At 49.8% G+C, this 25,558-nt stretch carries 21 protein-coding genes; 13 read left to right on the top strand and 8 right to left on the bottom strand.

The features are described 5' to 3' along the window. Nucleotides 1-55 precede the first annotated feature (55 nt). The 10 genes from srtB to E1757_RS31805 all read left to right on the top strand — a co-directional run bounded on the left by srtB (nucleotide 56) and on the right by E1757_RS31805 (nucleotide 13,076). Entirely contained in the window at nucleotides 56-799 is a 744-nt protein-coding gene (gene srtB / locus E1757_RS31850; RefSeq protein WP_133235927.1) for a class B sortase, read from the top strand. A gap of 296 nt (nucleotides 800-1,095) precedes the next feature. Further along, a complete protein-coding gene (ppc, locus tag E1757_RS31845; RefSeq protein ID WP_133235925.1) occupies nucleotides 1,096-3,888 on the top strand; it encodes a phosphoenolpyruvate carboxylase in 2,793 nt (930 codons plus the stop codon). Nucleotides 3,889-4,064: 176 nt separating this feature from the next. Further along, nucleotides 4,065-4,946, top strand: coding sequence for an EamA family transporter (locus E1757_RS31840; protein WP_246079680.1), 882 nt, complete (start codon nucleotides 4,065-4,067; stop codon nucleotides 4,944-4,946). A 54-nt stretch (nucleotides 4,947-5,000) separates the two neighbouring features. Then, complete coding sequence (gene sigW / locus E1757_RS31835) at nucleotides 5,001-5,567, top strand: RNA polymerase sigma factor SigW (RefSeq protein ID WP_133235893.1); 567 nt, start codon at nucleotides 5,001-5,003, stop codon at nucleotides 5,565-5,567. 77 nt (nucleotides 5,568-5,644) lie between these two features. Continuing rightward, complete coding sequence (locus E1757_RS31830; protein ID WP_133235891.1) at nucleotides 5,645-6,259, top strand: zf-HC2 domain-containing protein; 615 nt, start codon at nucleotides 5,645-5,647, stop codon at nucleotides 6,257-6,259. A gap of 140 nt (nucleotides 6,260-6,399) precedes the next feature. Next, nucleotides 6,400-7,209 (top strand): diadenylate cyclase CdaA, encoded by an 810-nt coding sequence (cdaA, locus tag E1757_RS31825; protein WP_133235889.1) that lies wholly within the window; start codon nucleotides 6,400-6,402, stop codon nucleotides 7,207-7,209. A gap of 3 nt (nucleotides 7,210-7,212) precedes the next feature. After that, nucleotides 7,213-8,448 carry a CdaR family protein gene (locus E1757_RS31820; RefSeq protein WP_133235887.1) on the top strand — a complete coding sequence of 412 codons (1,236 nt, stop codon included), beginning with the start codon at nucleotides 7,213-7,215 and terminating at the stop codon, nucleotides 8,446-8,448. A 113-nt stretch (nucleotides 8,449-8,561) separates the two neighbouring features. Next, nucleotides 8,562-9,902: a phosphoglucosamine mutase gene (gene glmM / locus E1757_RS31815; RefSeq protein ID WP_133235885.1), complete on the top strand. Its 1,341-nt coding sequence runs from the start codon at nucleotides 8,562-8,564 to the stop codon at nucleotides 9,900-9,902. A 654-nt stretch (nucleotides 9,903-10,556) separates the two neighbouring features. Further along, a complete protein-coding gene (glmS, locus tag E1757_RS31810) occupies nucleotides 10,557-12,386 on the top strand; it encodes a glutamine--fructose-6-phosphate transaminase (isomerizing) (protein ID WP_133235883.1) in 1,830 nt (609 codons plus the stop codon). A 219-nt stretch (nucleotides 12,387-12,605) separates the two neighbouring features. After that, nucleotides 12,606-13,076, top strand: coding sequence for a TnsA endonuclease N-terminal domain-containing protein (locus E1757_RS31805; RefSeq protein ID WP_133235881.1), 471 nt, complete (start codon nucleotides 12,606-12,608; stop codon nucleotides 13,074-13,076). Between the two features lie 534 nt (nucleotides 13,077-13,610). On the opposite strand, the gene E1757_RS36055 is transcribed toward E1757_RS31805, so the two are convergent. Together E1757_RS36055 and E1757_RS37015 are read right to left on the bottom strand one after the other, a co-directional pair. Then, entirely contained in the window at nucleotides 13,611-13,757 is a 147-nt protein-coding gene (locus tag E1757_RS36055) for a hypothetical protein (protein WP_165972377.1), read from the bottom strand. 133 nt (nucleotides 13,758-13,890) lie between these two features. After that, nucleotides 13,891-14,208, bottom strand: coding sequence for a transposase (locus tag E1757_RS37015; protein ID WP_133235879.1), 318 nt, complete (start codon nucleotides 14,206-14,208; stop codon nucleotides 13,891-13,893). 46 nt (nucleotides 14,209-14,254) lie between these two features. Between E1757_RS37015 and istA the strand changes: the two genes are divergently transcribed. Next, on the top strand, nucleotides 14,255-15,499 hold the full coding sequence (gene istA / locus E1757_RS31795) for an IS21 family transposase (protein WP_133235877.1): 1,245 nt from the start codon (nucleotides 14,255-14,257) through the stop codon (nucleotides 15,497-15,499). Continuing rightward, nucleotides 15,490-16,359, top strand: coding sequence for an IS21-like element helper ATPase IstB (gene istB / locus E1757_RS31790; protein ID WP_133235875.1), 870 nt, complete (start codon nucleotides 15,490-15,492; stop codon nucleotides 16,357-16,359). The genes istA and istB overlap by 10 nt, the downstream gene beginning before the upstream one ends. On the opposite strand, the gene E1757_RS31785 is transcribed toward istB, so the two are convergent. From E1757_RS31785 to E1757_RS31760, 6 genes are all read right to left on the bottom strand, one after another. Next, nucleotides 16,264-17,166: a hypothetical protein gene (locus tag E1757_RS31785; protein WP_133235873.1), complete on the bottom strand. Its 903-nt coding sequence runs from the start codon at nucleotides 17,164-17,166 to the stop codon at nucleotides 16,264-16,266. The genes istB and E1757_RS31785 overlap by 96 nt on opposite strands. A 504-nt stretch (nucleotides 17,167-17,670) precedes the next feature. Next, nucleotides 17,671-18,516, bottom strand: coding sequence for an inositol monophosphatase family protein (locus tag E1757_RS31780; RefSeq protein WP_133235871.1), 846 nt, complete (start codon nucleotides 18,514-18,516; stop codon nucleotides 17,671-17,673). Continuing rightward, nucleotides 18,506-19,312 carry a glycerophosphodiester phosphodiesterase gene (locus tag E1757_RS31775; protein WP_133235869.1) on the bottom strand — a complete coding sequence of 269 codons (807 nt, stop codon included), beginning with the start codon at nucleotides 19,310-19,312 and terminating at the stop codon, nucleotides 18,506-18,508. The genes E1757_RS31780 and E1757_RS31775 overlap by 11 nt, the downstream gene beginning before the upstream one ends. A 414-nt stretch (nucleotides 19,313-19,726) precedes the next feature. Further along, nucleotides 19,727-21,211, bottom strand: a complete 1,485-nt coding sequence (locus E1757_RS31770) for an ABC transporter substrate-binding protein (RefSeq protein ID WP_133235867.1) — start codon at nucleotides 21,209-21,211, stop codon at nucleotides 19,727-19,729. Between the two features lie 64 nt (nucleotides 21,212-21,275). After that, nucleotides 21,276-22,148 carry a carbohydrate ABC transporter permease gene (locus E1757_RS31765; RefSeq protein WP_246079678.1) on the bottom strand — a complete coding sequence of 291 codons (873 nt, stop codon included), beginning with the start codon at nucleotides 22,146-22,148 and terminating at the stop codon, nucleotides 21,276-21,278. Nucleotides 22,149-22,187: 39 nt separating this feature from the next. Then, the gene (locus E1757_RS31760) at nucleotides 22,188-23,090 is read right to left on the bottom strand and encodes an ABC transporter permease (protein ID WP_342774621.1); all 903 of its coding nucleotides are present in this window, start codon (nucleotides 23,088-23,090) and stop codon (nucleotides 22,188-22,190) included. A 433-nt stretch (nucleotides 23,091-23,523) separates the two neighbouring features. On the opposite strand from E1757_RS31760, the gene E1757_RS31755 reads away from it, so the two are divergent. Further along, the gene (locus E1757_RS31755) at nucleotides 23,524-24,318 is read left to right on the top strand and encodes a DeoR/GlpR family DNA-binding transcription regulator (RefSeq protein ID WP_133235865.1); all 795 of its coding nucleotides are present in this window, start codon (nucleotides 23,524-23,526) and stop codon (nucleotides 24,316-24,318) included. Nucleotides 24,319-25,558: the final 1,240 nt, after the last annotated feature.

Raw genomic sequence — 25,558 nt, 5'->3', positions numbered from 1 at the left:
CTTCGGGAAGCATGCGCTTGCGCGCGCTATTAAGTCCAGGCTGCTGACATGGGCGATGAAGCTTTGCCTGACGGCCTTGATCTTGTCGGTTTCGGCATTCATCGGTTTGCTGCTGGACGCTCTCGACAACCGCAGCGCCATGGCCGAGGCGCAGGCTCTGTATAACGCCGCTTCCGCTGCCGACGAGCCCGCTAATGCTGAAACGCATAGCGAACAGCGGAAAGTCCGTCCGCCGTATGACAGGCTGCTGTCGATCAACCCGGATATTGCAGGGTGGCTGTCGATCGACGATACGCCGATTCATTACCCGGTTCTGCAAGCGGACGATAACGATTACTATTTGAGCCGCAATTACAAGCGGGAGCCGTCCAAAGCGGGCAGCATTTACATGGATTTCCGAAACGATAGCGCCGCGTTATCCCGGAATACCGTGCTGTACGGACATCGGATGAAAGACGGGTCCATGTTCGGGGATTTGAAGCAATTTCTGATAGAAGATTTTTTCCAAGCGCATCGGACATTCCGTTATGACACATTATATGAAACGTATACGGCAGAAATTTTTTCCGTTTATTATACGACAACCGACTTTGATTATATACAGACTGAATTTTCCGACGATAACGATTACGGGCTTTTTTTGCAGCTGCTTCGGCAGCAATCCTTATATCCGACGGATATTATGCTGTCAGAGTCCGACTCCATTGTAACCTTGTCCACCTGCGATTATACGTTTGACCCGGAAAAAGGCCGGTTGGCGGTTCATGCCAAGCTGGTGAAGCGGCAGGCCAGTGGATGAAAAAGGAAGTTGCACTCTATCCAATAAATAGGTAAAATAATTAGATGGAATTCGTCGGAATTGCGCAGCGAGCTATGGGCGTGCGCGTTTTTTTGTGGGCGCGAGAAAGGGCGAAATGCTTTCGTAACAGCGGGAGCTTTTTTGGGTTGCAAAGAAAGCGCCAACCTTGATAAGCGCGCACGTCCTTTAGGACGGCGAAGTCGTTTATCCGGGTTTACAAACTAAAAATACTGCATGGCATCACGCTGTTGTGTTAAAATATTCATTATGACCTAGGTAAGGATGGAGGAAGAATGATGTCGGATTCAGTCAGCTTAACCAATAAAAACACATCGAACAATTTGCTGCGAAGAGACGTTCGTTTTTTGGGGCATATTTTGGGGGAAGTGCTTGTTCATCAGGGTGGCAATGAGCTGTTGGCCATCGTAGAAAAAATTAGAGAGATGAGCAAAAACCTTCGCGATCAATATGCTTCCGAACTGTACGATGAATTTAAGGAAACGATCAGCTCCCTGGTACCTGAAAAAAGGCATCAGGTTATTCGTGCGTTTTCGATTTATTTTCAATTGATTAATATTGCGGAGCAAAATCATCGCATCCGCCGCAAGCGTGACTACGAGCGTTCCGCCGGCGAGAATGTGCAGCCCGGCTCGATCGAGGACGTCGTGCGCGATTTGAAAAACAAGCACATTCCTTCAACAGAGGTACAGGATATGCTGCAGGGCATTTCTCTGGAGCTCGTCATGACGGCGCATCCTACCGAAGCGACCCGCCGCGCCGTGCTCGATATTCATCAGCGCATCGCGAACGATGTTATGGAGCTGGATAACCCTACCCTGACTTTCCGGGAACGCGAGCAGCTGCGGGATCAGCTGTTAGGGGAAGTAATTACGCTGTGGCAAACCGATGAGCTTAGAGACCGGAAGCCTACGGTGATCGACGAGGTTCATAACGGCTTGTATTATTTTGACGAAACCTTGTTTGACGTACTGCCGGAGGTATACCAGGAGCTGGAGCGCTGCCTGCAAAAATATTATCCGGAAGAATCGTGGCATGTGCCGGTTTATATGAAATTCGGTTCATGGATTGGCGGGGACCGCGACGGCAACCCGTCGGTAACGTCCAGTGTGACATGGGAGACGCTAACCCTGCACCGGGAGCTGGCTTTGCAAAAATATGAGGAAGAGCTCCGCAACGTCATGGGGCATTTAAGCTTCAGCAAAAATATCGTTAAAGTATCGCAGGAGCTGCTCGATTCCATTCAATTGGACCGCGACCATCTGGACATGCGTTCGCACGAGGTATGGCGCAATGAAAAAGAGCCTTACCGCATCAAGGTTATGTACATGATTGAAAAAATCGTGAATACGGCGAATCCGCATGTCACAGCCGAACGCAAATACAGCTCCCCCGAGGAGTTCATCAACGATTTGAAAATTATCGAGCGCAGTCTGCGCAATCATTTTGCCGATTTTATCGCCGATTCGTATATCGCGAAGCTGATTCGCCAGGTAGAGCTGTTTGGCTTCCACCTGGCATCGTTGGATGTGAGACAGCACAGCCAGGAGCATGAAAATGCGATGACCGAAATTCTCGGCAAAATGCGGATTTGCGACAACTACGCGGATTTAAGCGAGCAGGAGAAAATCGAACTGCTCAGCGGCCTGCTGACCGAGCCAAGACCGATCACATCCTCGTATACGGATTACTCGGCCTCCACCTTGGAATGCCTGAATGTGTACCGCATTATTAAAAAAGCCCAGCAGGAATTCGGCCGCAGCTGTATTTACAGCTACCTGATCAGTATGACGCGGGGAGCAAGTGACCTGCTGGAAGTGCTGGTGTTCGCGAAGGAAGCCGGATTGTACCGTCATGAGGCGGACGGCTCGATAACCTGTACGCTGCAGGCGGCCCCGCTGTTCGAAACGATCGACGACCTGCATGCGGCGCCGGACATTATGCGTACGCTGTTCCGGATTCCGGCTTATCGGGACAGTCTCGTTTCGACGAACCATCTGCAGGAAATTATGCTCGGATATTCGGACAGCAACAAGGACGGAGGCGTCATTACCGCGAACTGGGAGCTGCGGGTTGCGCTTCGCAGCATAACGGACGCCGCTAACGAGCATAACGTGAAGCTCAAGTTTTTCCATGGGCGCGGCGGCGCATTGGGCCGCGGCGGGATGCCGCTCAACCGCAGTATATTGGCGCAGCCTGCCGACACGATCGGCGGAGGCATCAAAATTACGGAGCAGGGCGAGGTGCTGTCCTCCCGGTACTCGATGAAAGGCATCGCTTATCGCAGTCTGGAGCAGGCGACATCCGCGCTTATTTCGGCGGCGTTGACGGCGCGCAATCCGCAGGCTGAAGCGAGTGAGCCGCAATGGGAAGACATTATGCGCGATATTTCGGAAAAGGCGCAAACGAAGTACCAGGATCTGATTTTCCGCGACCCGGATTTCTTGACGTTCTTCAAGGAATCGACGCCGCTGCCTGAAATCGGCGAGCTGAATATCGGCTCCCGTCCGTCGAAACGGAAAAACAGCGACCGCTTCGAGGATCTGCGGGCGATTCCATGGGTATTTTCGTGGACGCAAAGCCGTTATCTGCTTCCGGCCTGGTACGCCGCAGGCAGCGGGATATACAGCTTTTATCAGGGGAATGAAGCGAATTTGGCCGTTCTGCAAAATATGTACCAGCATTGGTCGTTCTTCCGTTCGTTGGTCGACAATCTGCAGATGGCTATGGCCAAAGCCGATTTGCTCATTGCCAAGGAATACGGCAGCATGATCAAAGATCAGACCATCGCGGAGCGTATTTTCAAAGAGATCAGCAATGAATACGAGCGGACGTCCGATCTGATTTTGAAAATTAGCGGCCAGCAGGAAATTTTGGATAATGTGCCGGTGATCCAGGAGTCGATCCGGCTGCGCAACCCTTATGTCGACCCGCTCAGCTATTTGCAGGTTCAGCTATTATCCGAATTGAGAGCTTACAGAGAAGATAGCGATGAAGACGATATGCTTTTGCTGCGGGAAGTGCTTCTCACCATTAACGGTATCGCGGCAGGACTTCGGAATACAGGCTGATCTTGAACCTTACTCACTTACAATGGATATTGCAGCATAGAAAGTCGGGCGGCCTTTATTTCAGGCTGTCCGGTTTTTTTTGAGAGAACGGAATCCGTGAAACACGGAGATTCAGGCTTCGGCTCCGCTCAAGGCAGGGGCATCATTTTTACATCATATGGAGTGGGGGAACGCAGGTGGGGAACGCAAGATGGCTGGCGGTACTCTTAGTGCTGATAGGGGCATCCAGCTACGGGCTGCTTTCCCCGGTCATCAAAACGGCTTATAACGCCGGCTGGTCGGGTATGCAGATAACATCAAGCCAAATGTCGATGGGAGCGCTCGTCCTCTGGGTACTGGTGATCGGTCAGCGGAAGGCATGGAGCAATCCGTTCAAAGGCCCGTGGATTCAGCTATCCTTGATCGGCATATTAGGGTTGGCGATGTGTACGGTACTATATAATATGGCTTTATCCGAGCTCGATGCGACGGTAGCTATCGTTCTGTTGTTTCAATTTACTTGGATGACGATCGCCATGGAGGCGATAATCACCCGGACCTGGCCGCGGCGAAACCAGTGGCTGGCCGTCGCTATTATTATGTTGGGCACGTTACTGTCCGTGGAGGTGTTCCAGGCGGACTGGAGCCGGTTTACGGTCAAGGGTTTATGGCTGGGACTTGGCTCGGCCGCGGCGTACAGCTTCTTTTTATATATGACAGGGCGTATCCTGACTCCGATGCATCCCCTTATGAAGTCGGCCGTAATGCTTACTTCGGCATTGCCGCTGCTGTACCTGACGTACCCTCCGGTCGCGTTTGTCCAGCCAGGCGCAGGATCGCTTATACTATGGGGGCTGTTGATCGGAACGTTGGGGCAGGTCATTCCATCCATTACGTTTATGATCGGTATTCCGCGAATCGGCAGCTCGCTTGCCGCTATGCTGGGCGCTATGGAATTACCGGTCGGCATTGTTGCATCTTTGTTTATTTTAGGGGAAACTGTACATATAGGACAGTGGTTTGGTATGCTTTTAATATTGGCGGGAATGTTTCTTGCAGAAAAAAAGGAAACGTCCTAACGGGTTCGGTGCAGGAAGGCAAGTGTCCGGATCGAAAGTCTGGAGGAGTGTCGTTTGAATCAAATGGATGTCAGACTCGCGAAAATGGCTCGAAAAGGAGACAGGGCCGCTTTTGCCGAGTTGGTGGAATTGTATAAAGATAAAATTTTTCATCTGGCTTACCGGATGCTGCATAACAAGCACGAAGCGGAAGAAATTGTTCAGGAAACGTTCCTCAGGGTTTATACAAATCTGGAAAAATATGATGAGAACCAAAAATTTTCAACATGGATTTATAGAATCGGAACGAATCTCTGTATCGACCGTCTCCGGAAACGAAAACCGAATTATTCGCTGGACGCGGAAATGAACGACGGCGAAGGAACGGACTGGTATTCGATGCTGCCGAGCCCGGATGAAACGCCGGACGAGCAGGTCATGCTGTCGGAAACGCAGACGGAAATACGCAAATCGATCGATTCGCTCCCGGAGAAATATAAATCGGTCGTTATTTTGCGTTATTTGCAGGATTTGTCGCTTCAGGAAATCAGCGAAGTGATGTCCATGCCGGTGACGACAATTAAGACGAGACTGCACCGCGGCAGGGAATTTTTAAGGAAAAAATTGGAGCATATATTATAGTCATTTTTGAAACATATCGGTTTTTGAAACGTATGGTATAACATGCTATTTTGGATATAGAAAGGAGAGGCCCGGAAATGGAATGCAAGGAAGCCCTCCCTCTGATACACGAGTATTTGGACGGCGGTTTACAGGGAACGGAAGCCTTGAAATTAAAGGAGCATCTGCTTGCCTGCCCGTCTTGCCGCGACCGCTTGAAGCATCTCGAGAAGGTTGAAGCGATGATCCAGTCATGGCCGCGGCAGCAGATCATGTCGTCGGATTTGACCGAACGCATCATGCGGTCGCTGCCGCCTGTCAAAAGCACGAGCCCTTGGTGGCGGTGGGTCCGGACGCATCCTGCGGCATCGGTGGCAGCCGTATTTATCCTCGTGATGATGGGAAGTTTTATGTCGTTGTGGAATCAGGACTCGGAGCTTGTCGTTAAAGGGACGGATCTGCAGTCGGTCGTCATACACGGGGATACCGTGCTCGTGCCGGTAGGAAAAACGGTAGCGGGCAATTTGATGGTCGAGAACGGAAAGCTGCAGGTGGACGGGGATATTAAAGGGAATATTGTGGTGATTGACGGTTCGGTAAATTTGGCTTCTACCGCTCATATTTCAGGGCAGATTACGGAAATCGACGAAGCTTTCAGCTGGCTCTGGTTTAAAATGAACGACTTGGCAACGAAAATATCGGAATCCAAGTAAGCCCTACGCACCAATTTCAAAAATCCTCCCTAAATGATTTGTGAAAGGGGAGGGTTTTTTGTTCATATTGTGTTATGATTTAATGTAATGAAGTAAACTAGAGATTATATACTGCCGCGTATCGTTTGGGGGCAAATACAATGGATTTCATACCGGCCATCAATATAAAAGATATTATCGATATCCTTATCGTAAGCTACGTGATATATAAGCTCATTTTGCTGGTCAGAGGTACGCGTGCCATCCAATTGTTAAAGGGCATTTTCGTGGTGGTTCTGACGTGGGCGATCAGCACATGGTTCAAGCTGAACACTTTGCAGTGGATGATGAATCAAATGTTTACGTTCGGGGTTCTTGCGGTAATTATTATTTTTCAGCCGGAGCTGCGTCGGGCGCTGGAGCAGTTGGGCCGCGGAACATTGTTCAGCCGTACGACCACCGAGGAGGATCAGGAGATAAACCGCCGGATCGGCGAGGTTATTAAAGCCGTTAATTATTTGGCGCGCCGCAAAATCGGGGCTTTGATTGTGTTCGAACGGGAGACCGGATTGAACGATTACATAGAGTCCGGCATTTCCATTGAGTCTCATATCAGCTCGGAGCTGCTTATTAACATTTTTATACCGAATACGCCGCTTCATGACGGGGCTGTTATGCTGCGTAAAAATCAGCTTATGGCCGCGGGCTGCTATTTGCCGCTGTCGGAGAACCCTTTTATCAGCAAGGAGTTGGGGACGCGTCACCGCGCGGCGATCGGGATGAGCGAAGTATCCGATGCAATTTGTATTATCGTCTCGGAGGAAACCGGGCAGGTTTCGCTTGCCATGAACGGACATGTGATCCGCGATATTAAAGAAGAATCGCTGCTTTCCAAGCTGTTCGAGGAGCTCAAGTCAACGACGAAGGCGAAGGAAAAGAAACGCTCCATTTGGAAATGGAGGAGGCGATAAAACATGGATCAATGGCTGCGAAATACAAATGTCGTTAAAGTGCTTGCCCTGATCATCGGGATCATGCTCTGGGCTGTCGTTCATATGGAAGACAGTACGCTGTCGGGAACCGCGAGCAACGGGGTGCGCGAAGAGCAAATTTCGAATGTGTCGGTAACGCCCAAATATGACTCCGGGCAATTTTATTTGCAGACGGTAGAGCCGGCGCAAGTCATATTGACAATTACCGGCAAAGACGCTGCACTGAAAAAAGCGATGAACGCCAGCAACTACTCGGTAGAGCTGGATTTGACCAAATATGGCAAGGGCGAGTATATCGTGCCTCTGACCCCCGTCGGGTTTCCGACCAATGTCACGGTCAAAATCAGCCCGTCCAGTGCGAAGGTTATAATAGATGAGAAGTCGAACAAGCAAATGCCGGTCACTGTCAACGTTACCGGGATTCCGGCCGTCGGCTTAAAAGCGGGTCAACCGATTGTGAAGCCGAACAAGGTGACGGTGACGGTGCCAAGCGCCAATATCGACGCCGTAGAATCGGTTAGAGCCGACGTAAATGTCGAAAAGGCCCAATCGGCTATATCGAACAAGGTCCGGCTAGTCGCCTACGATAAAAGCGGCAAGCCGCTCGAAATGGCGACGATTAATCCGGCCGTCGTGGAAGTCGAGGTTCCGATCACGAGCCCGTTCACGACCGTGCCCCTGCAGCTGAAGCTGGTTGGGGAGCCGCCGCGGGGATTCAGCGTTGCCTCACTGATGCAAAATTTGGATAAAGTCACGGTATTCGGCCCACAGGATATATTGAACCGGCTGGAATATTACGAGGGGCCAAGCGTTAACCTGGCCGATCTGAAAGAAGAGAAAGAATATACGTTTAATCTGGATATACCTCTCAGCAATAAAGTGACACAGCTTGACCCGGGGAAGGTCGAGGTAAAAATCAGCATCGTGCCATCCGTCACCAAAACGCTGGAGCAAATTCCGCTGTCCATTGTCGGGCAGAACGACGGGGTGAACACGAAAGTGGTGCTGCCGGAAAACGGCAAGCTGAATCTGGTCGTAGAGGGGGCGCCTGCTCTGCTGGAGAAGGTGAAGGCTGCGGATGCGCAGGCGATTCTCGATGTAAGCAACCTGCCTCCGGGACGGCATGAGCTGCCGGTAAACTGGAATTTGCCTACCTTTATCAAGAAGGGGCCTCAGCAGGATTTCAAAGCGACAGTCGAAATCAGTGCCCGCCAGTAGTCGGCGGCAGCCCAACAGTGATCGGAAGAATGATCCGCCTGCGCGCGGGCCGTTATTCACCGGGACTTCTAGAAATAACCAAAAATGAACATCAAAAGGGAGATAGAGAACACATGGGGAAATATTTCGGTACGGACGGTGTCCGCGGTGTTGCCAATCAAGAGCTTACGGCAGAGCTTGCTTATAAAATCGGACGGTGCGGCGGTTATGTGCTGGCCGGACAAGTGGATAAGCCTACGGTAGTGATCGGGCGGGATACCCGCATTTCAGGCGGTATGCTGGAAGCGGCGCTGGTCGCCGGACTGTTGTCCATCGGCGCCAATGTCGTTCGCCTGGGCGTTGTATCGACGCCAGGGGTCGCTTACTTGACCCGGCTTATGAAGGCGGACGCCGGCGTGATGATCTCCGCATCGCATAACCCTGTGGAGGATAACGGGATCAAGTTTTTTGGCGCGGACGGCTACAAGCTGTCGGACGATACGGAGCTGGACATCGAACGGCTGATGGACGCGCCGGCCGATGAGCTGCCGCGGCCTACAGGCGGAGAGCTGGGCACCGTAACAGACGACGACCAGGCGAAATATAAGTATTTGGATTATGTGAAAGCATCGGTGAAAGGCTCGTTCCAGGGCTTTAAAATCGTGCTCGATTGCGCGCACGGCGCAGCTTACGAGCTGGCTCCCAAGGTGTTCAAGGAGCTGGGGGCGGAGGTCATTACGATCGGCGCCGAGCCGAATGGCCGCAACATTAACGACCATTGCGGGTCGACGCATCCCGAGGAGCTGCAGAAGGCCGTGCTGGAGCACAATGCCGTGCTTGGACTGGCCTTCGACGGCGATGCCGACCGGCTGATCGCGATAGACGAGACCGGGGCGGAAGTCGACGGCGATTTCATTCTGAGCATATGCGGACATGCGATGAATCAGGCGGGATCGCTGAACCACAATACGATTGTAACTACGGTGATGAGCAATATCGGATTTTTCAAGGGCATAGAAGCGGTGGGGCTCAAAGCTGCCAAAACAGCCGTAGGCGACCGTTACGTCATGGAAGAGATGCGCAAGGGCGGCTACAATCTGGGTGGGGAACAGTCCGGGCATGTCATCTTCCTGGATTACAATACGACCGGCGACGGTATTTTGACCGCATTGCAGCTGATGGACACATTGGTGCAGTCCGGCAAGCCGCTCGGCGAATTGAAGCAAATTATGCGCAAATATCCGCAGAAGCTTGTTAACGTGCGCGTAGCCGATAAGAGCAGATGGAAGGAGAACCCGACCATTGAAAATGCGATCCGCAAAGTGGAGCAGGAGCTCGGCGATAACGGGCGCGTGCTCGTCAGACCTTCAGGTACGGAGTCGCTGATCCGCGTCATGGCCGAAGGGCCGGATAAGGCGCAGGTCGAGGCGTACGTGCAGGACATTGCGAGCGTGATCGAGCGGGAGCTTTCCTAAGTTTGAAACGCATATCGACAGTCTCATAGCGGTATTTTAGGAATTTATGGCGAGCTGCAGTTATGTTCGGTTTTATTCAGTCCCCTGATGTGTGGCATTCGGGGGATCTTCATTACATTTTTATGAAAACAGGCTTGAAAATTAGTGGTTGCACATATGTGTGAAAATGAATAAGATGTTAGTATGCTTGATTCCGAAATAGAAAGGTGGGCGGAGGTTGACCTAAATTAACAGCGCCAGAGCTTGCGAGAGTGTCGGACGGATTTGCGCTCCAGTGTGGAGATAATGTAGATTTGCATTCGACAGCTGCTTGCAAGTTGACGAGGTGAAGGTGTTCGAAACATTCGGCGGGGACCTTCCGGTAGCCGGTAACTACCGTTAAGTTGGAAAGCAAACCATCCGGGCGACCGGATGAACAAGAGTCCAACATGATCGAAATCATAGGTTTTTCTAAAACAGTCCCGTGGATAAGAAGCGGAGAGGGCGGAATCGTTCTGGAGAAGCGCCAGCGCTCGCCTTAGTCTCCCTATTTCAACCGCCAGAGCGGGTAACATCCAGGAAACTAGGGGACAATAGCGTTTGGATTTGAACGATCCTCCTGTGCATCCGGCCTTTATTCATTCGGACTTCTAAAATCAGGAGGTTCTATCCCTTATGTGCGGTATCGTTGGATACGTAGGTAAACGCAATTCTCAAAATATATTAATCGAAGGCTTGAAAAAGCTTGAATATCGCGGTTATGATTCCGCGGGCGTCGCTGTTTTTACAAACGAAGGCTTGCAAATTAAAAAGTCCAAGGGCAGACTGGCCAACCTGGAGTCGAAGCTTGGCGAAACGCCGTTGGACGGTTTTATCGGCATCGGGCATACCCGTTGGGCAACCCATGGCAAGCCGTCGGATGTGAATTCCCATCCGCATACGGACAATTCGCAAAAATTTTCCGTCGTGCATAACGGCATTATTGAAAATTACGTGGCATTGAAGGAAGAATTGACGGCGAACGGCCATATATTCGTGTCGGAAACCGATACGGAGGTTATTTCGCACTTGATCGCCAGCTTGTACGAGGGAGATATCGTCAAAGCGGTGCAAAAGGCCGTCACCCGGATGACCGGCGCGTTCGCGCTTGGCGTATTGACCGAATATGAGCCTGAAAAGCTGGTTGCGGTACGTTTGTCCAGCCCGTTGATTATCGGTGTGGGCGAAGGCGAAAACTTCATCGGGTCGGATATCCCGGCTATTTTGGATTATACGCGGAACGTTTACATTTTGAATGACGGTGAAATGGCGGTTTTGACAAAAGACGGTGTCGAATTAATGACATTGGAGGGAAATTTTATTTCCCGGGAATTATTTTATGTCGATTGGGATATTGTAACCGCGGAAAAAGCTGGATTCGATCATTTTATGATGAAAGAAATTCATGAGCAGCCGAAAGCTTACCGTGACACGATGGGCAGCCGTATTGACGCTTCTGGAAGCAAGGTTGTCTTGGACGAAATTAAAATGACCGAGGAGCAAATTGGGTCGATTCGCAACGTGCACATCGTAGCTTGCGGCACGGCTTATCACGCCGGACTCGTCGGGAAAAACATCATCGAGAAGCTGGCGCGTATTCCGGTGGAAGTGGATGTTGCGTCCGAGTATCGTTATCGCTCGCCGATCATTACGCCGAACACGCTCGTTGTTGTGGTGAGCCAATCCGGAGAAACGGCGGATACGCTGGCGGCGCTGCGTGAAGCGAAGCGGTGCGGAGCCCGCGTCGTAGCGATTACGAACGTTGTCGGCAGCTCGGTCGCGCGCGAAGCGGATGATGTTATCGTCACATGGGCCGGACCGGAAATCGCAGTCGCTTCGACCAAAGCTTATACGTCGCAGTTGATTGCCTTTTATTTGTTCGGACTGTACTTGGCTCAAACATTGGGCACTCAGGAAGCGGGCTATATTGCAGGCGTTGTTGCCGAGCTGAAGCAGCTGCCGGACAAAGTGGAACGTATTCTGGGGCAGGCGGAAACGTTCAAGGATTGGGCGGAGCAAGTGGCCTCGCATGAAAACCTGTTCTTCATCGGACGCGGTTTGGATTACGCGGTAGCGCTGGAAGGCTCGCTGAAGCTGAAGGAGATTTCTTACATTCACTCCGAGGCTTACGCGGCCGGTGAGCTGAAGCACGGTACTTTGGCGCTGATCGAGGACGGCATTCCGGTCATCGCGTTAGCCACGCAGGAAGAATTGCTGGAGAAAACCGTCAGCAATATTAAGGAAGTGAAGGCGCGCGGCGCCCATGTGTTCGGCCTGCATGCCGAGGGCGAGACCGAACTGGTCAAGGCCGTCGACCAAGTGTTCTCCATCCCGCATACGTTGCCTCTGCTCAGCCCTGCGCTGTCGGTCGTGCCGCTGCAGCTGCTTGCTTACTACGCTTCGCTGGCGCGCGGCAATGACGTCGATAAGCCGCGGAATTTGGCGAAGAGCGTGACGGTGGAGTAGGTATAAGTAAGAATTTTTGGAAATTATTAATTAACAAATAAGTTTTGAAGTAGACAATAAAATTTAGAAGTAACAAATAAAAATTTGAATTTGCATAATAAATTAAGAAGTTACTTTGAATAATCCTCCAATAAATGGCTAAACTAAGAATAACCAAATAAGTATCTACGTTGATAAGTGCGCTCACCTTTGGTGGGCGCTTATTTTTTGGAGGCGATTATGGGAAAAGGTTCTGTAATTAGAAAAACTCAGGAGAACCGGCTAAAAGACGGACGAGGCCAAGGGTATGGCATCGAGTACAAACCCTTCATTCAAGCAAGTGATAATAAGGCACCGTCCGATGGCTACCTTATTAGAGAACTAGGATGGAAGACAAAAAGGATTCACCACACGATGTCAAAAGTTGAATATAAGTACCTTATGGTTCTTACTTGGTCCGATCAAGTCGTCGACATTAGAGAGCAATATCCTCTCACACCGATTGAAAGAACCATTGAAATTGCAGAACAGTTAGGTATTAAACATGCCCATCTCGATCAGGAACCCGTTTATACTACAACTGACTTTATGATTTCAGCTAAGTCAGATCGAGGGATAAAGGACGTTGTAAGAACAGTTAAAACGGAAAAAGATCTTACACCGAGGACCATTGAGTTATTTCAGATTGATAGAACCTATTTTGAAGAATAAGGCGTAGCTCCGGATTTTTAAGGACCTGAACCGTTAACCTTTTAGTACAACGCCCCTTAATTAAGTAACTATATTCCAGTGAAATGTGGTATACTCAGTACGTCAAGAACGTTATTTCAGGAGCTTTCTACTAGGGTGCGCGTCTCCGGTACTTTTTGAAATGCATACTACCAACAAATCAGCTAGTTACTATCAGCGAGTGTCCACTTTCATGATAGGGGTCCATTTTGTTTACTTTAACGAGAAAAAGCCCCTATTCCTAGGGGCATTAGTCACTAAGCTCAAGCGCGTATCACTCATATCGTTTATTTACCTCAATCTACAAAGTATACAGTTGTCCCAAATTATTCCACGGTTATCTTTAGTTCAGTCCCGATGTTCTGTTCCTCCCCATCATTAAACATAGCGATAATACCTATTGTATAGGTTCCTGCCTTTAAAGTGACAGGAATGTTCATCAAATTTCCATTATAATTATTATCTTTTTTATGTAAATGATAGTTTTTAGGTTAGAGGTAAATTCACTGTTTTTTCTTAAGGTACTGGATAGACCGATGGCAAGCCTGTATTGGTACTCTGTACCGACACGTCCGTTTCTTCGTTCACGAGCTCACAGAGCCATTCCTGGATTTGACCGTCAATGATCGGTACGCCTTTCTTGGTCATCGAGAAGCCAGGCACCAGACGACCGCCCTTACGCTTTACAGCGGCTGGGTTATTCAGCTGTTTCTTACGTGGTAATACGTCTGTTCGCTGACACCGACGATCCGCAGAATGCGGCTCATTGCATACCCCAGCTTGATCCATTTGTCGGCTATTTCGATTTTGACCGATAAGCTGGGTTCTGCTTTTTTAGCAAATCACGCAGGACTGCAATCTCCAAATCCTTCTCACCTAAGAGCTCCTTCAGTTGCTTGTTCTCGCCTTCAAGTGCTCGCTCTTGGGGTGACGGGACATAGGCGCTGACCGCTTTGGCTGAGGAATCGGTTATTTTCCAATCCGTATGCTCCACTTGGTCCATCCAACGGTACAGCATCTTTGGATTTATGTTATGGCGACGCGCTACTTGTGCGGCATTCCCGACTTCCTGTGAATAGCAGTGGTAAAATCCCCAATAACGGCACTTGAAAATTCCCCATAATCGGCAGACAATCTCCCCATTGGGGGAGAGAGCGAATATGATCAGAAATGGGGAATTTTACGTGCTGAAACATATGAAGCAGCAAGGCATGAGTACGACGCAAATCGCCGACGAGCTCGGCCGCGATCGAAAAACCATACGCAAATGGCTGCAGGAGGACGGGCCGAAGGCCTATGAGCGACGCAAGCGCGAGCCGAGTATTCTGGAACCGTACAAAGCCTACGTGCTTAGTCGGATGGAGGAAGGCTGCCTGAACGCCGTGATCCTCCATGACGAGATTAAAGCCAATGGCTACAGTGGACAGATCCGGCTGCTGCGAGCCTTCATGGAACCTTACCGTCCGGCGGTACTCAGCAAGGCGACTGAGCGATACGAGACACCTCCGGGTAAGCAGGCGCAGGTCGACTGGGGCCATTTTAAAGCGGACTGGCACGGCGGCGTCAAACGGCTGTATGCCTTTGTGATGGTCTTGGGGTACTCCCGCGCCATGTATGTGGAGTTCACTGAAGACGAGCGTCTGGATACCCTCATCGGCTGCCACCTTCGCGCTATGCAATATTTCGGCGGCCGTCCGGAAACGATCCTCTACGACAACATGAAAACGGTCGTGCAAGGTCAGGACGAGCAAGGCCATCCGGTTTGGAACGAACGCTTCGCCCGTTTTGCAGCGCACCACGGCTTTCTGCTCCGGCGCTGTGCGCCCTACCGCGCCCGGACCAAAGGGAAGGTCGAAAACGGCGTCGGCTACGTCCGGAAAAACTTCTGGCCACGCATTCGCACCTTCACGGGATTGGCCGATCTCAATCGACAAGCGCGTCACTGGATGGATACGGTGGCCAACAGCCGCATCCACGGTACCACACATGAAATGCCGACACAGCGCCTGCTACAGGAGAAGCTCCATCGATTCAATCTCATTCCATTCGAGGAGGCAGAACGGCATCCCCGGAAGGTATCAGCCGACACGCTCGTCTCTTACGAAGCCAACCGGTATTCGGTGCCGTGGCGCTATGTCGGGCAGACGGTGCACGTGCAGGATGAGCGGAACGGCCATCTCCGGATTTATGCCGGCAGCATGTGTATCGCCGAACACGGGAAGGCGGCAGGTCGTCATCAGGTCGTGATGAACCGTCAGCATCTGGAGGGGGTTCGCTCTGCCAGCGGCAAGCCCGTCTCTGTGCCTTCGCCCCGACTGGTGCCGCAGGAGGCCCCGGCGGTCGCGCAGCGGGAGCTCTCGGTCTATGAACAATTGCTGGAGGAGGTGGTCCCGTCATGGTCGTGATGCAAGAACGTCTGAAGGACGCCTTTGAACAGTTCGGCTGGAGCCGTATCCCGGACATTCTGCATACGCACGCAGAGGAAGCGGCCAAGCATAACCACTCGTACCTAGAATTTCTGGACAAGTTGCTGCAAGAAGAACTCGTCGCCCGTCACGAGCGATTTATTCGGATGAAAACGCGCATGGCCCGCCTACCCTACCACAAGACGTTGGAGCAGTTCGACTTTTCCTTTCAGCCCTCGATTGATGAGCGTCGGATTCGGGATTTGGCGATGCTTCGCTTTGTAGAGCATCAGGAAAATCTCATTCTGCTCGGCCCGCCCGGCGTAGGTAAAACCCACTTGGCTGTTGCACTGGCACTGGAGGCGATCAAGCGGCGGTATACCGTCTATTTTACGACGGCGCATGATCTGGTTCAGACATTGCAGCAGGCGCAGCACAGCAATACCGTCGCCCAGCGGATGAAGGCACTAACCAAGCCCAACCTGCTCATCATCGACGAGATCGGCTACCGCCGGATGGATGACACAGCCGCTCATTTCTTCTTTCAGATCGTAGCGGAACGCTACGAGACGGGCTCCATCATCCTGACTTCCAACAAGTCCTACGGGGCCTGGGGAGAGATCTTCGGCGATTCCGTGCTGGCGACTGCCATTCTGGATCGGCTGCTCCACCACTCTAGCACCGTCAACATTAAGGGAGAGAGCTACCGGATCAAGGAAAAGAAAAAAGCCGGCTTTTTCCGGCCGGACTCCGACGAAAATAGATTACTTATTGATCCAAGTATCAAACTTCCATACACGGGTCCATTCGTTAGATTCATAAGGCATCAAGTGAAACCCGTGGATGATTTCGGGACATAACATATGATCTACCGCCCAAATGGCGATCTTGGAGGGTTTGAACCTGTCCTCGCATTCAACGAATGCCCGTGCGCCCTTGTGAATCATTTTCCAAGTGAATGGTACAGTATCCTCCATATCATTAGGTTCAATAGAATAATCCGTGTCGATGGCACTGAATTCGCAGAAAGTAATGCCCTTGCCGTTGCCGCGCATGCTGCCAGGACGGCCGCTGCGATTGTTGAGACGCTCATAGCCCAAATCCGGGCACTGGGGGAGTTCCAACTGATAGTCAGAGCCGATGGCCATTCCGTCTATGCTGATAAAATTATGACAGAACTCCTCCAATGCCATCTCCTTATCCCCCACATTCTCGGCCTTCACTGTCATGGTCAGTGAATTACCGGCTAAAGATATGGTCTTGGTGGTACGGAGGGCATATTTCTGACACGGCATCGGTTCCGTTACAAAAATCACCCTGTCGGCATGTTGCTCTAAACTGATCTCAAAAGGGATGATATCCTTATATTTTTTATGGAAAATGTAAGGCCCTTCTTCTTCCTTTCGGAACAGGCCAATGCCGAATTTCGGAAAATACTCCCCGATCTTCACATCCTCGCAGATATTGAAGCGGTATTCGTTACACAGGCCTCGACCACTGGAAGATGGATGCGGCAGGTTCTGCGGTTCACTGGCACAAAAGCGTACCATCCCGTCCAAGACGACTTCAGAAATGAAACCGGCACGGTCGAACCGAGTGCTGGTATTGGGCGCTTCGCCGGGCTCCGGCAATTCAATGCGCAGTCTGTCAGAACATAATGTGATCATCGTAACACTCCTATCCTCTAACTTAGTCAAACGTCAAGTGCTGATCTTTTCAATCTCAACCGCGTGTACGTGTGGAATTTGTTTAGCAAAAACCTTAAAATAGGCTAAAAGCTCTTCAAACTTAGCAGTTCATCGAGGAAGTTCGGGCGGCAATATTTATCGATATATCTTCGATCATTATTTACAAACATAAACAAATATTTTATTTTGGAGACAAATTCATTTTGAAAAGACAAGTACCCTCCACCTTGCAGGTAAGACAAGGTGGAGGGCAAAGTGGTTTCATGTATGCACGAGTTGACGACAACGACCTGTAACCGCTTGCTTCCATTTCTTGCAGCTCTTCCTCGGGCAGCTAGCAGTCCGTTACAAACGTTGAGACAGCCTCCATTTTCATCAGCCGGACTAATGATTTACGTTTGAACTTGCTACTATCATCCAGCAAAACGAGTTGGTTGGTAGTAACGGCTAAATCAATGCATTAGGATCTCTGCCGGTTCGAAGCTACTCATAGCCAACCTCTTCCGACAAAACATTGCCACCGACGCTCTCCAAAAGTGGGCGCACCTTTACCAGAAACTCTTCTTTTCCGCATGCGAAGCGCAACTTTGTCCGCAGGTCGGTATGGTCCCAGTCGATAGTATGGGATACCCCAAGATTTCTGAGTATAGGCAGGGCCGCCATTACATCCCAGGTCGAATCTCCCAGGGACAGGTAGCCGTCAGTTTGGCCCGTGGCTACCTCAATCAGGGAGAGGGTTGCGGCCCCGTAACAGCGGAAGCTGATACGGAGTTCGTCAGATATATAGCGTAGCACTTCCAAGCGGTCTTCAGTAGCGACGGAAGGGTGCAAACCGATCCCCATGGAGGCTCGGGATAGATTGAGTGGAGGCAAAGGCGGCATCGGCTTGCCGTTCAACCGTGTTTCGACAGACTCACCTCCGCTCAGCATCAGATTGCGGACAGGAGCATAGATCACTCCAAACACCGGCCGACGGTTTTCATAGAGACCAATCGAGATCGCCCAGTTCTCACCACCCCGCACAAAATTGAACGTTCCATCGATCGGGTCGATCACCCAGATCCGCCCTGATACGCCTGCGATGTCGCCCCCTTCTTCGCCGTAGATGCCGTCGTTCGGAAACGCCTTGCGCAAGCTGGCGATCAAGAATTCCTCGACCGCCCTGTCGGCCTTGGTGACCAGGTCAAGGTGCCCCTTCTTTTCAACGGGCACACTCGCCAGTGATCGAAAGTAGGTAAGTGCAATTTCACCGGCGCTGTGCGCGATCTCCTCAACGACTGACTTGACCGTGAGCTCAGGCGATATCGCCCTGTTCATATCAGCAGCCATTAGCTTCGCTCCTTATGCTCGCCATCAGCGCTACATCATCACTGATGATTTGATCAAGCTGCCCTTCGCGAATCCACTGAATGACCTGAGCACGCAGGTCCACACCATAAGACTTGAGCTTCTCGAGTCTCTCAGGGCGTGGAACATGCAGAAAGGTCGCAATGCCAGCTTCCTGGAGTTGAATAGCTTCACCGCTTGGAAAATGATTAATTTCAAGATTGATCGCATCCACGTTTGCATCCCTCGCAAGCGCGGCAGGATCGATCAACCGGGAATGCGAAAGACCGACCGTAGGAACGTCAGGAATAGCCTTCTTCAGTGCCCTTAGCTGAACGAAGTCGAAGGAGGAGAACTGCAGAAGATCGGCACAGCCTAACTCATTGATCAGCGCCCTTAGCTTCGGAAAGATCTCATCATCCCGATCATATATCTTCAGTTCGAGTTGATAGATGATTCCCAGTTCGCGCGCAAGCTGCAGGGCGTCCCTCAGCCGTGGAACGGGTTCTCCGGCAAACTCTTTACCAAACCATCGACCAGCGTCGAGCTTGGCGATTTCCGAATAGGTCATGTTCCGAACAAGACCACGACCATCGGTGGTACGCTCTAAGATGTCATCGTGAATCAAGACAAACTCGCCATCACTTGTCAGAGCGAGGTCAGTCTCACAGGTGATACCCTCCCCACCAAGTTCGTGAGCTTTCCGAAACGCGGCGAGGGTATTCTCCGGAGCGCCGGCACTATGGCCTCGATGCCCGGCGATCCTTATTGTCTGTGGCGTCATTTTCAGCGGGTTCATTTATTTCTCCTCCTATAAAAAGTCAACCGGGAGGCTGACTTTGTTCTTTATTTAGACCGGAAACTCCGGTTATGCGATTTTTTTAAGGGATGTTCGCATAGCATCCGCCTTTTCCGTGATTTGAGTACCCATCATTTTGGATGCAAATTCAGCTGATTAATACAAAAATGTTCTTCATGCGTATGACTCACGACGATATGTTTTACCGAATGGTGATCCATCCCGCATCTTACCGCTTGGCTAAACGTGTCCGGGCCGAAATCGACGGGAACACGTTCGTTTAACCGAAGCGCGCTCCTCATGCGCACCTCGGTCCCCCCTGCGACGGGTATTCTCACAGATGCCGCACCGGCAGAAAGGATTCGGTATCCCTTCCGCGGCGTTTGTACATTCTCCGTAGATTGCTCCCAAACTTTATTTTTTATTTTTCAAATACTCGTCGATTTGGCGCTGCATTTCTTGTTGAATGGCCTTGGCAGCCGGACCTGCTTTCTTTTTGAACTCTGGAAATTTCTCCTCGAAGGAAATGGCGCCGAAATCGAACGGACGTATATATGTGGTGGTAAGAGAGTTGAATTGTGCCAGCTCATTCGCGACCGGCGCCGTGTCGAACGTAAATCCGGTCGTGATATCCGGGATAAAGTTTTTCGCGTCTCTCGCCCAATAGATCATTTTTTTCACGTTCTCAGGCTGGTTATCCAATACGCGCTCTTGAACCGGGTTCCAAATCCAAGCGTAAGGAAACCAACCGTACTTTCCATTGCTCGTATATTTATCGTCCCCAACAGCTTCCCAGTGCTGCCCTTTAATGCCGTAAGCAAGCAAATCATAATTTTCCTTCACGTTGGCCCAATTCAAAAATTTGACGGCTTCTTCCTTATGCTTGCTTGTTATGGGAATGGAAATGAAATTCCATTGCAGGAAGTCGGTGATTTTCGGCCGATTCGAATCAATAAACGTAACATATTCGATATCTGCGCCCGGAACGTTCTTCTGCAGCTCCGACAAATGCGCTGGAACAAGCATGAAATCTTCTCTTGTCAAAGAAGCCGATTTGCCGGCCAGGAACAGTTGAAGCCCATCGACGGAAACAGAATCCGGGTTGATGATGCCGTCCAAATAATATTTTCGATATTCGTTAAATGCATCAATGATCCTCTGATCAGGCTCCTCGAACAAATTATGTACCTTGCCGTCATTTCCCTTGAAATAGAACACAAGGTTGTTACCTGTAAAAGGAATCGCACGGATGTTTTCATCGATAAGAAACCTATGCATCGCGCCGAACGAAGGCGTTAAGGGCACGGTACCCTTCTCATGTTCTTTTACAGCATAAAGGAACTTGATCCAATCGTCATACGTATTGATCGGCGCAATCCCGAGTTTTTCGCGGATATCTTTCCGAACATAAACGCCGCGCCCTAGGAAATGTGCATTCCCCAGAGGTATCCCGTAAATATTTCCGTTAAATTTGTTCGCATCCCACATTTCTTTCGGGCGCACGTTCAAAATATTTTGTCCGTGCTGATTTAGAAGTTTTTCCAGCGATTCATAATTACCGGCGGCAATTCGCTCCATCATGCCGCGGCGCGGGGAATCCCAAACCATGTCGATCTCTTCCCCAGCCGCTAATGCGACAGAAAGTTTCTGAGGATAATCGGCTGGATTCACATAGACGAAATCAAGCTTATAATTGAGGCCGTCGGCGTTCAGACGTTTCTGAGCTTCCGCAAATACTTCCTCCATCGCTTTGGTTGCATCTTGCCTCAACCAAAATTTGAGAGTGACAGGCTTTTCGTCCTTAACGCCGCCCGTTTCCGTTCCTGTTCCTGCGGCGCAGCCTGCCGCGGTTAGAAGAAGTACAGTTCCGATTCCGATGTTTACAATCCTTTTCAACAATTGAATTCATTCCTCCCATAAATATTATTGGTTGAATTATTGTAATGAGGTAATTATTGCGCCGTTAACCCTTAACGGCACCAATGGTCAAACCTTTGACAAAATAGCGCTGTATGAAAGGATATAGGAGCACAATAGGGCCAATGGTCACACACACGGTAGCATACCGCACCCCATAAGCAGGAGGGGTTTGGTTTAGAAGGGTGCCTCCCAGGGACATTTCCAAATCTGTGGCCGTTTGCAGCTGTCGAATCAATATCTGCAACGGCTGCATTTCATGGTTATCGATAAACAAGAGTCCCAACCACCAATCGTTCCAAAAGCTCAATGCGTAGAACAGACTAATCGTGGCGATGGCGGGCGTAGAAATCGGACATATAATCCGAAAAAAAATGTACAAATCGTTGGCCCCGTCCACAGTCGCCGCCTCATTCAGCTCATACGGAATTCTCCGAAAAAACGAAACCAAAATAAATGCGAAAAAAGGGTTCAGCAAATACGGAAGAATTAATGCCCACAAAGTATTTTTCAGGTCCAGCCATTGAGCAATCAGTATATAAAAACCGACAAGGCCGGCACCGAAAAGCATGGTGAAATACGCCATAAACGATAGTACGCCGCGATACTTTACTTTTCGATGCGAAATGACGTAGGAAAACATAGCTGTAATAAGCACCGCCAGGACGGTTCCCACGACAGTGACCGAAACCGTCACGCCGTAGCTTTTAAAGATTTGGTCGCTGCTGAATAAATACTGGTACGCGTTCAAACTCCATTCCTCGGGCCATAACCGGAACCCGTTCACCTTCAGACTTCGCTCGGATGTCAACGATCCAATTACGACCATCCAGAACGGAATCAAACACCCCAGCGCAAACAACGCAATGACCCCGTTAACTATCCAGCCGAACATCCGGTCGTTCCTATTTAATGCCACGTTGCACCTCTCTTCATGCGTCAATTGTTCCGCGCGATGTCAAAATAACTTCGAGTCCGGATCCGTTCTGCGGACAATCCAGTTAAACAACAAGATCGTCAGCAATCCCATAAACGATTGGTAAAGCACTACTGCCGAAGCCATACCGAAATTGCCCATCTGCCGCAAAGCGCGAAACGAATAGGTATCGATCACATCCGTTGTCGGAAGAAGCATGCCGTTATCACCTATAATGCCGTAAATCATTCCGAAATCACCGTAGAAAATCCGGCCGATTGCCAACAAGGACAAGACTATGATGACCGGTTGGATTTGCGGAAGAGTAATGTGCCAGATGAGTTGAAGTCTGCTGGCTCCGTCAAGTCTAGCGCTTTCGTAGTACTCTTCCGATATGCCGGCGATGGCCGCGAGGAAAATTACCGCTTTGTAGCCTGTAAATTTCCATACATAAACGAGCGTCAAAATGGCCGGCCACACACCAGGCTCGGAGTACCACGAATACGTCGGCAGCCCCAGATCCTCCAGCGTTCGGTTGATGAATCCGTCCGTTGAATTTAAGAAGACGTTGACCATGAGACTGACTGCAACCCACGATATGAAGTACGGCAGGAAAATAATGGATTGGAAGAGTCTTTTGAACAGCTTCAGCCGAATTTCGTTCAGCAGGATGGCAACGATAATCGCCATGCCCAGACCGAGCGTAATAAACAACCCATTAAGAAAAATCGTGTTGTAGGTCACTTGCAGCCAAAGGCCGCCCGAGAAGAAAAATTTAAAGTTGTCGAAGCCGACCCACGGACTACCGAACACCCCTTTTGCCAGCTGATATCGTTTGAACGCCAACAAATGTCCGAACATGGGCAAGTATGCAAAAGTGATTAAAAAAGCGATGCCCGGTAAAGCCATGATATACAAATACTTATTTCGTGATAATTCCCTCACCAAAAACGCACCTCTCTCCTTTACGCAAGCAGGCGCCATCCAATCTTTTATCTTCCGCTTGCAATAAACACCTTGAAACACTTCGAGATGATTAAAACTGATCACCCCCCTTTAAAATAAATCATTTAACCACAATTCCTTTACATATTACTTTTTTATGGAACCGCTTGCGACATTCGCCTTGAAACACTTCGAAAGCAAAGATCATTTTGATTAAAATGAATCACCATCCCTTTAAAAATATTCGTTTTAATCACATTACCTCTACATATTAGCTTTATTTTGTCATGGCAATGTTATCAAAAGATTAATAATTTGTAAATAATGATCTTTTTGAATCATAATCTATCTAATTTGTAGGTAATTGATCATTTACAATCACATCATCAATTTGATATAGTTGTGGTAAGGAATAAGAACGGAGTGAGGGACATTGAACAATAGACGGCAACAAATAGTTGAACTGTTACATAAACATACCTTTTTGAAAGTACAAGATTTCTGTACCTTGCTTAACGTTTCGCCCGCCACATTGCGAAGAGACTTGACGGAAATGGAGAACGCCGGCGTCATTGTAAAAATTCCGGGCGGGGCTGTGCTGCGTAAAGACAACTTTATGCGGGGCGACTTTGCCAAGGAAAGCCGGGATGAGGATGCGATGCTGCCTTATAAGAAAGCGATCGCTTCGGCCGTGAGCATGCTGGTGAACCCGGGGGACACAATATTTATTGATTACGGCTCAACGAACAGCATTATTGCGGAATATTTGGTCTCCCTTCCAGAACTGGTCGACATCACGATTGTCACGAACAGTATAGACATCGCATACAAATTTATGATGCAGGAAAATACCCATGTATATGTATGCGGAGGAGCCCGGCCGGAACGAAACTCGAAGGCCGGCATTGTAGGGCCGCTGGCGGAACAAATGATTTCACAGTTGCGCGCCAACATCTGCTTTATCGGCACGCCGGGAATCGATATCAAAAGCGGAATCACGGATCCTTATTTATCTGCCGCTAACATTAAGGCGAAAATGATTGAAAACTCCCAAAAAGTCGTTCTCGCCGCCGATCACAGCAAATTTGGAAAAGCGCATACCGCATACGTTTGTTCGCTTGACGAAATAAACCACCTGATTACCGACGATGCGGCGCCCACAGAGTATATTACACATTTCAAAAATATGGGAGCCGAAGTTACTATCGTCAAACCAATATATTCGTAGATATCTCGTTTTCCTGATGAAACTTCCCAAGACGGCAAGCAGATTACTATAGAAAATTCTTGTTGATTTAACTTATTTAAATTTCTAATTTGTTTCACACGCTCACCGATACTGGAACCCCGAAAATACACATTCGGGGCCTTTCTTGCTGTACAATCCTTGTCAACCTTCTTTACTAGCCCTATTGAAAATAAGCCGATGGTGTTATGCGTTCATGGTGGTCCTTGGTCTAGAGCAGTCCACAAACCCAATGGCTGACGAACCGGGGATATATTTACCTTCAGGTTAACTTCCAAGGCCCCTCGGGATATAGCAACACAGGCGATCGTGAATGGGCCGGTCGTATGCACGATGATTTGGTCAATACGGTGCATTGGGCGATCCCGAGCGGATCGCCATCTCCGGTGGCTCTTACGGCGGATATGTGGCTCAGTACGACCTTTACACCGGATCTATTCTGCTGTGCAGTAGATGTGTCGGTCCCAGCAATATGACGATGTTATTCCGTTCTACATCGCCGTACTGGGCCCCCGATACTCGCCAGGCTACATCGTAGGGTCGGCAATCCGGACCTTGAGGAGGCCTTCCTGCAATCCAGATATCCGTTATTTCATGTCGATCGGATCCGGATACCGATTCTGATCGGCCAAGGTGCCAACGGCCCGCGCATCAAGCAAGCCGAATCCAAGCAAATTGTCGAAACCAGGCGGAAGAAGTAGCTTGATTATGAATATGTTCTCTTCCCTGATGAATGTCACGGCTTTGCCAAGCCGGTGAACCGAATGAAATTTTATTCGATCGAAGAACAATTCCTGGCGAAACATTTAGGCGACCGAGTAGAGATAGAGGAAAAATAATTAGCAAGAGGTGTTCGCTGATAATAAAGTTGTTTAAAATGGTGGCAAAAAATGCAGTAAACCCGGCCTATGATGCGGGTCGGGTCAGAAATAAAGTTGTTTAAAATCCCAAACTGCCCGTTAGCGTAACGCGGCTACCGAATTGTGCCGGCAGCCGCGTTTTAGTTATTCTGGATTTGCCCAGCTGCCGCGGCAACTAAAAACGCATTGGCAAATGTGAGTCCGTACAAGCGCCAGTCCCATGCATGTGCACCCATCGCAAGCCGGAAGCAAGGAGTACAACGTAAGCGACCATCAAGGCATAAATATCCTTGGAAGTCGAAGCCGCCTGTCTGCCATTGTTTTAGTATATTGAACAATAAAAAATGTCAACAAAGAAGCTC

Source organism: Paenibacillus piri (assembly GCF_004354045.1).
GTDB lineage: Bacteria > Bacillota > Bacilli > Paenibacillales > NBRC-103111 > Paenibacillus_S > Paenibacillus_S piri.
This window is presented reverse-complemented; position numbering and strand designations above follow the sequence as displayed.

What these genes read in the sequence shown, in the direction of transcription:
- istA (WP_133235877.1), top strand. Translation starts at nt 14,255, where the DNA reads ATGATCAGAAATGGGGAATTTTACGTGCTGAAACATATGAAGCAGCAA.
- glmM (WP_133235885.1), top strand. Translation starts at nt 8,562, where the DNA reads ATGGGGAAATATTTCGGTACGGACGGTGTCCGCGGTGTTGCCAATCAA.
- E1757_RS31785 (WP_133235873.1), bottom strand. Translation starts at nt 17,166, where the DNA reads ATGATCACATTATGTTCTGACAGACTGCGCATTGAATTGCCGGAGCCC.
- E1757_RS31780 (WP_133235871.1), bottom strand. Translation starts at nt 18,516, where the DNA reads ATGGCTGCTGATATGAACAGGGCGATATCGCCTGAGCTCACGGTCAAG.
- E1757_RS31805 (WP_133235881.1), top strand. Translation starts at nt 12,606, where the DNA reads ATGGGAAAAGGTTCTGTAATTAGAAAAACTCAGGAGAACCGGCTAAAA.
- E1757_RS31820 (WP_133235887.1), top strand. Translation starts at nt 7,213, where the DNA reads ATGGATCAATGGCTGCGAAATACAAATGTCGTTAAAGTGCTTGCCCTG.
- srtB (WP_133235927.1), top strand. Translation starts at nt 56, where the DNA reads ATGAAGCTTTGCCTGACGGCCTTGATCTTGTCGGTTTCGGCATTCATC.
- cdaA (WP_133235889.1), top strand. Translation starts at nt 6,400, where the DNA reads ATGGATTTCATACCGGCCATCAATATAAAAGATATTATCGATATCCTT.
- ppc (WP_133235925.1), top strand. Translation starts at nt 1,096, where the DNA reads ATGTCGGATTCAGTCAGCTTAACCAATAAAAACACATCGAACAATTTG.
- E1757_RS31830 (WP_133235891.1), top strand. Translation starts at nt 5,645, where the DNA reads ATGGAATGCAAGGAAGCCCTCCCTCTGATACACGAGTATTTGGACGGC.
- istB (WP_133235875.1), top strand. Translation starts at nt 15,490, where the DNA reads ATGGTCGTGATGCAAGAACGTCTGAAGGACGCCTTTGAACAGTTCGGC.
- glmS (WP_133235883.1), top strand. Translation starts at nt 10,557, where the DNA reads ATGTGCGGTATCGTTGGATACGTAGGTAAACGCAATTCTCAAAATATA.
- E1757_RS31775 (WP_133235869.1), bottom strand. Translation starts at nt 19,312, where the DNA reads ATGAACCCGCTGAAAATGACGCCACAGACAATAAGGATCGCCGGGCAT.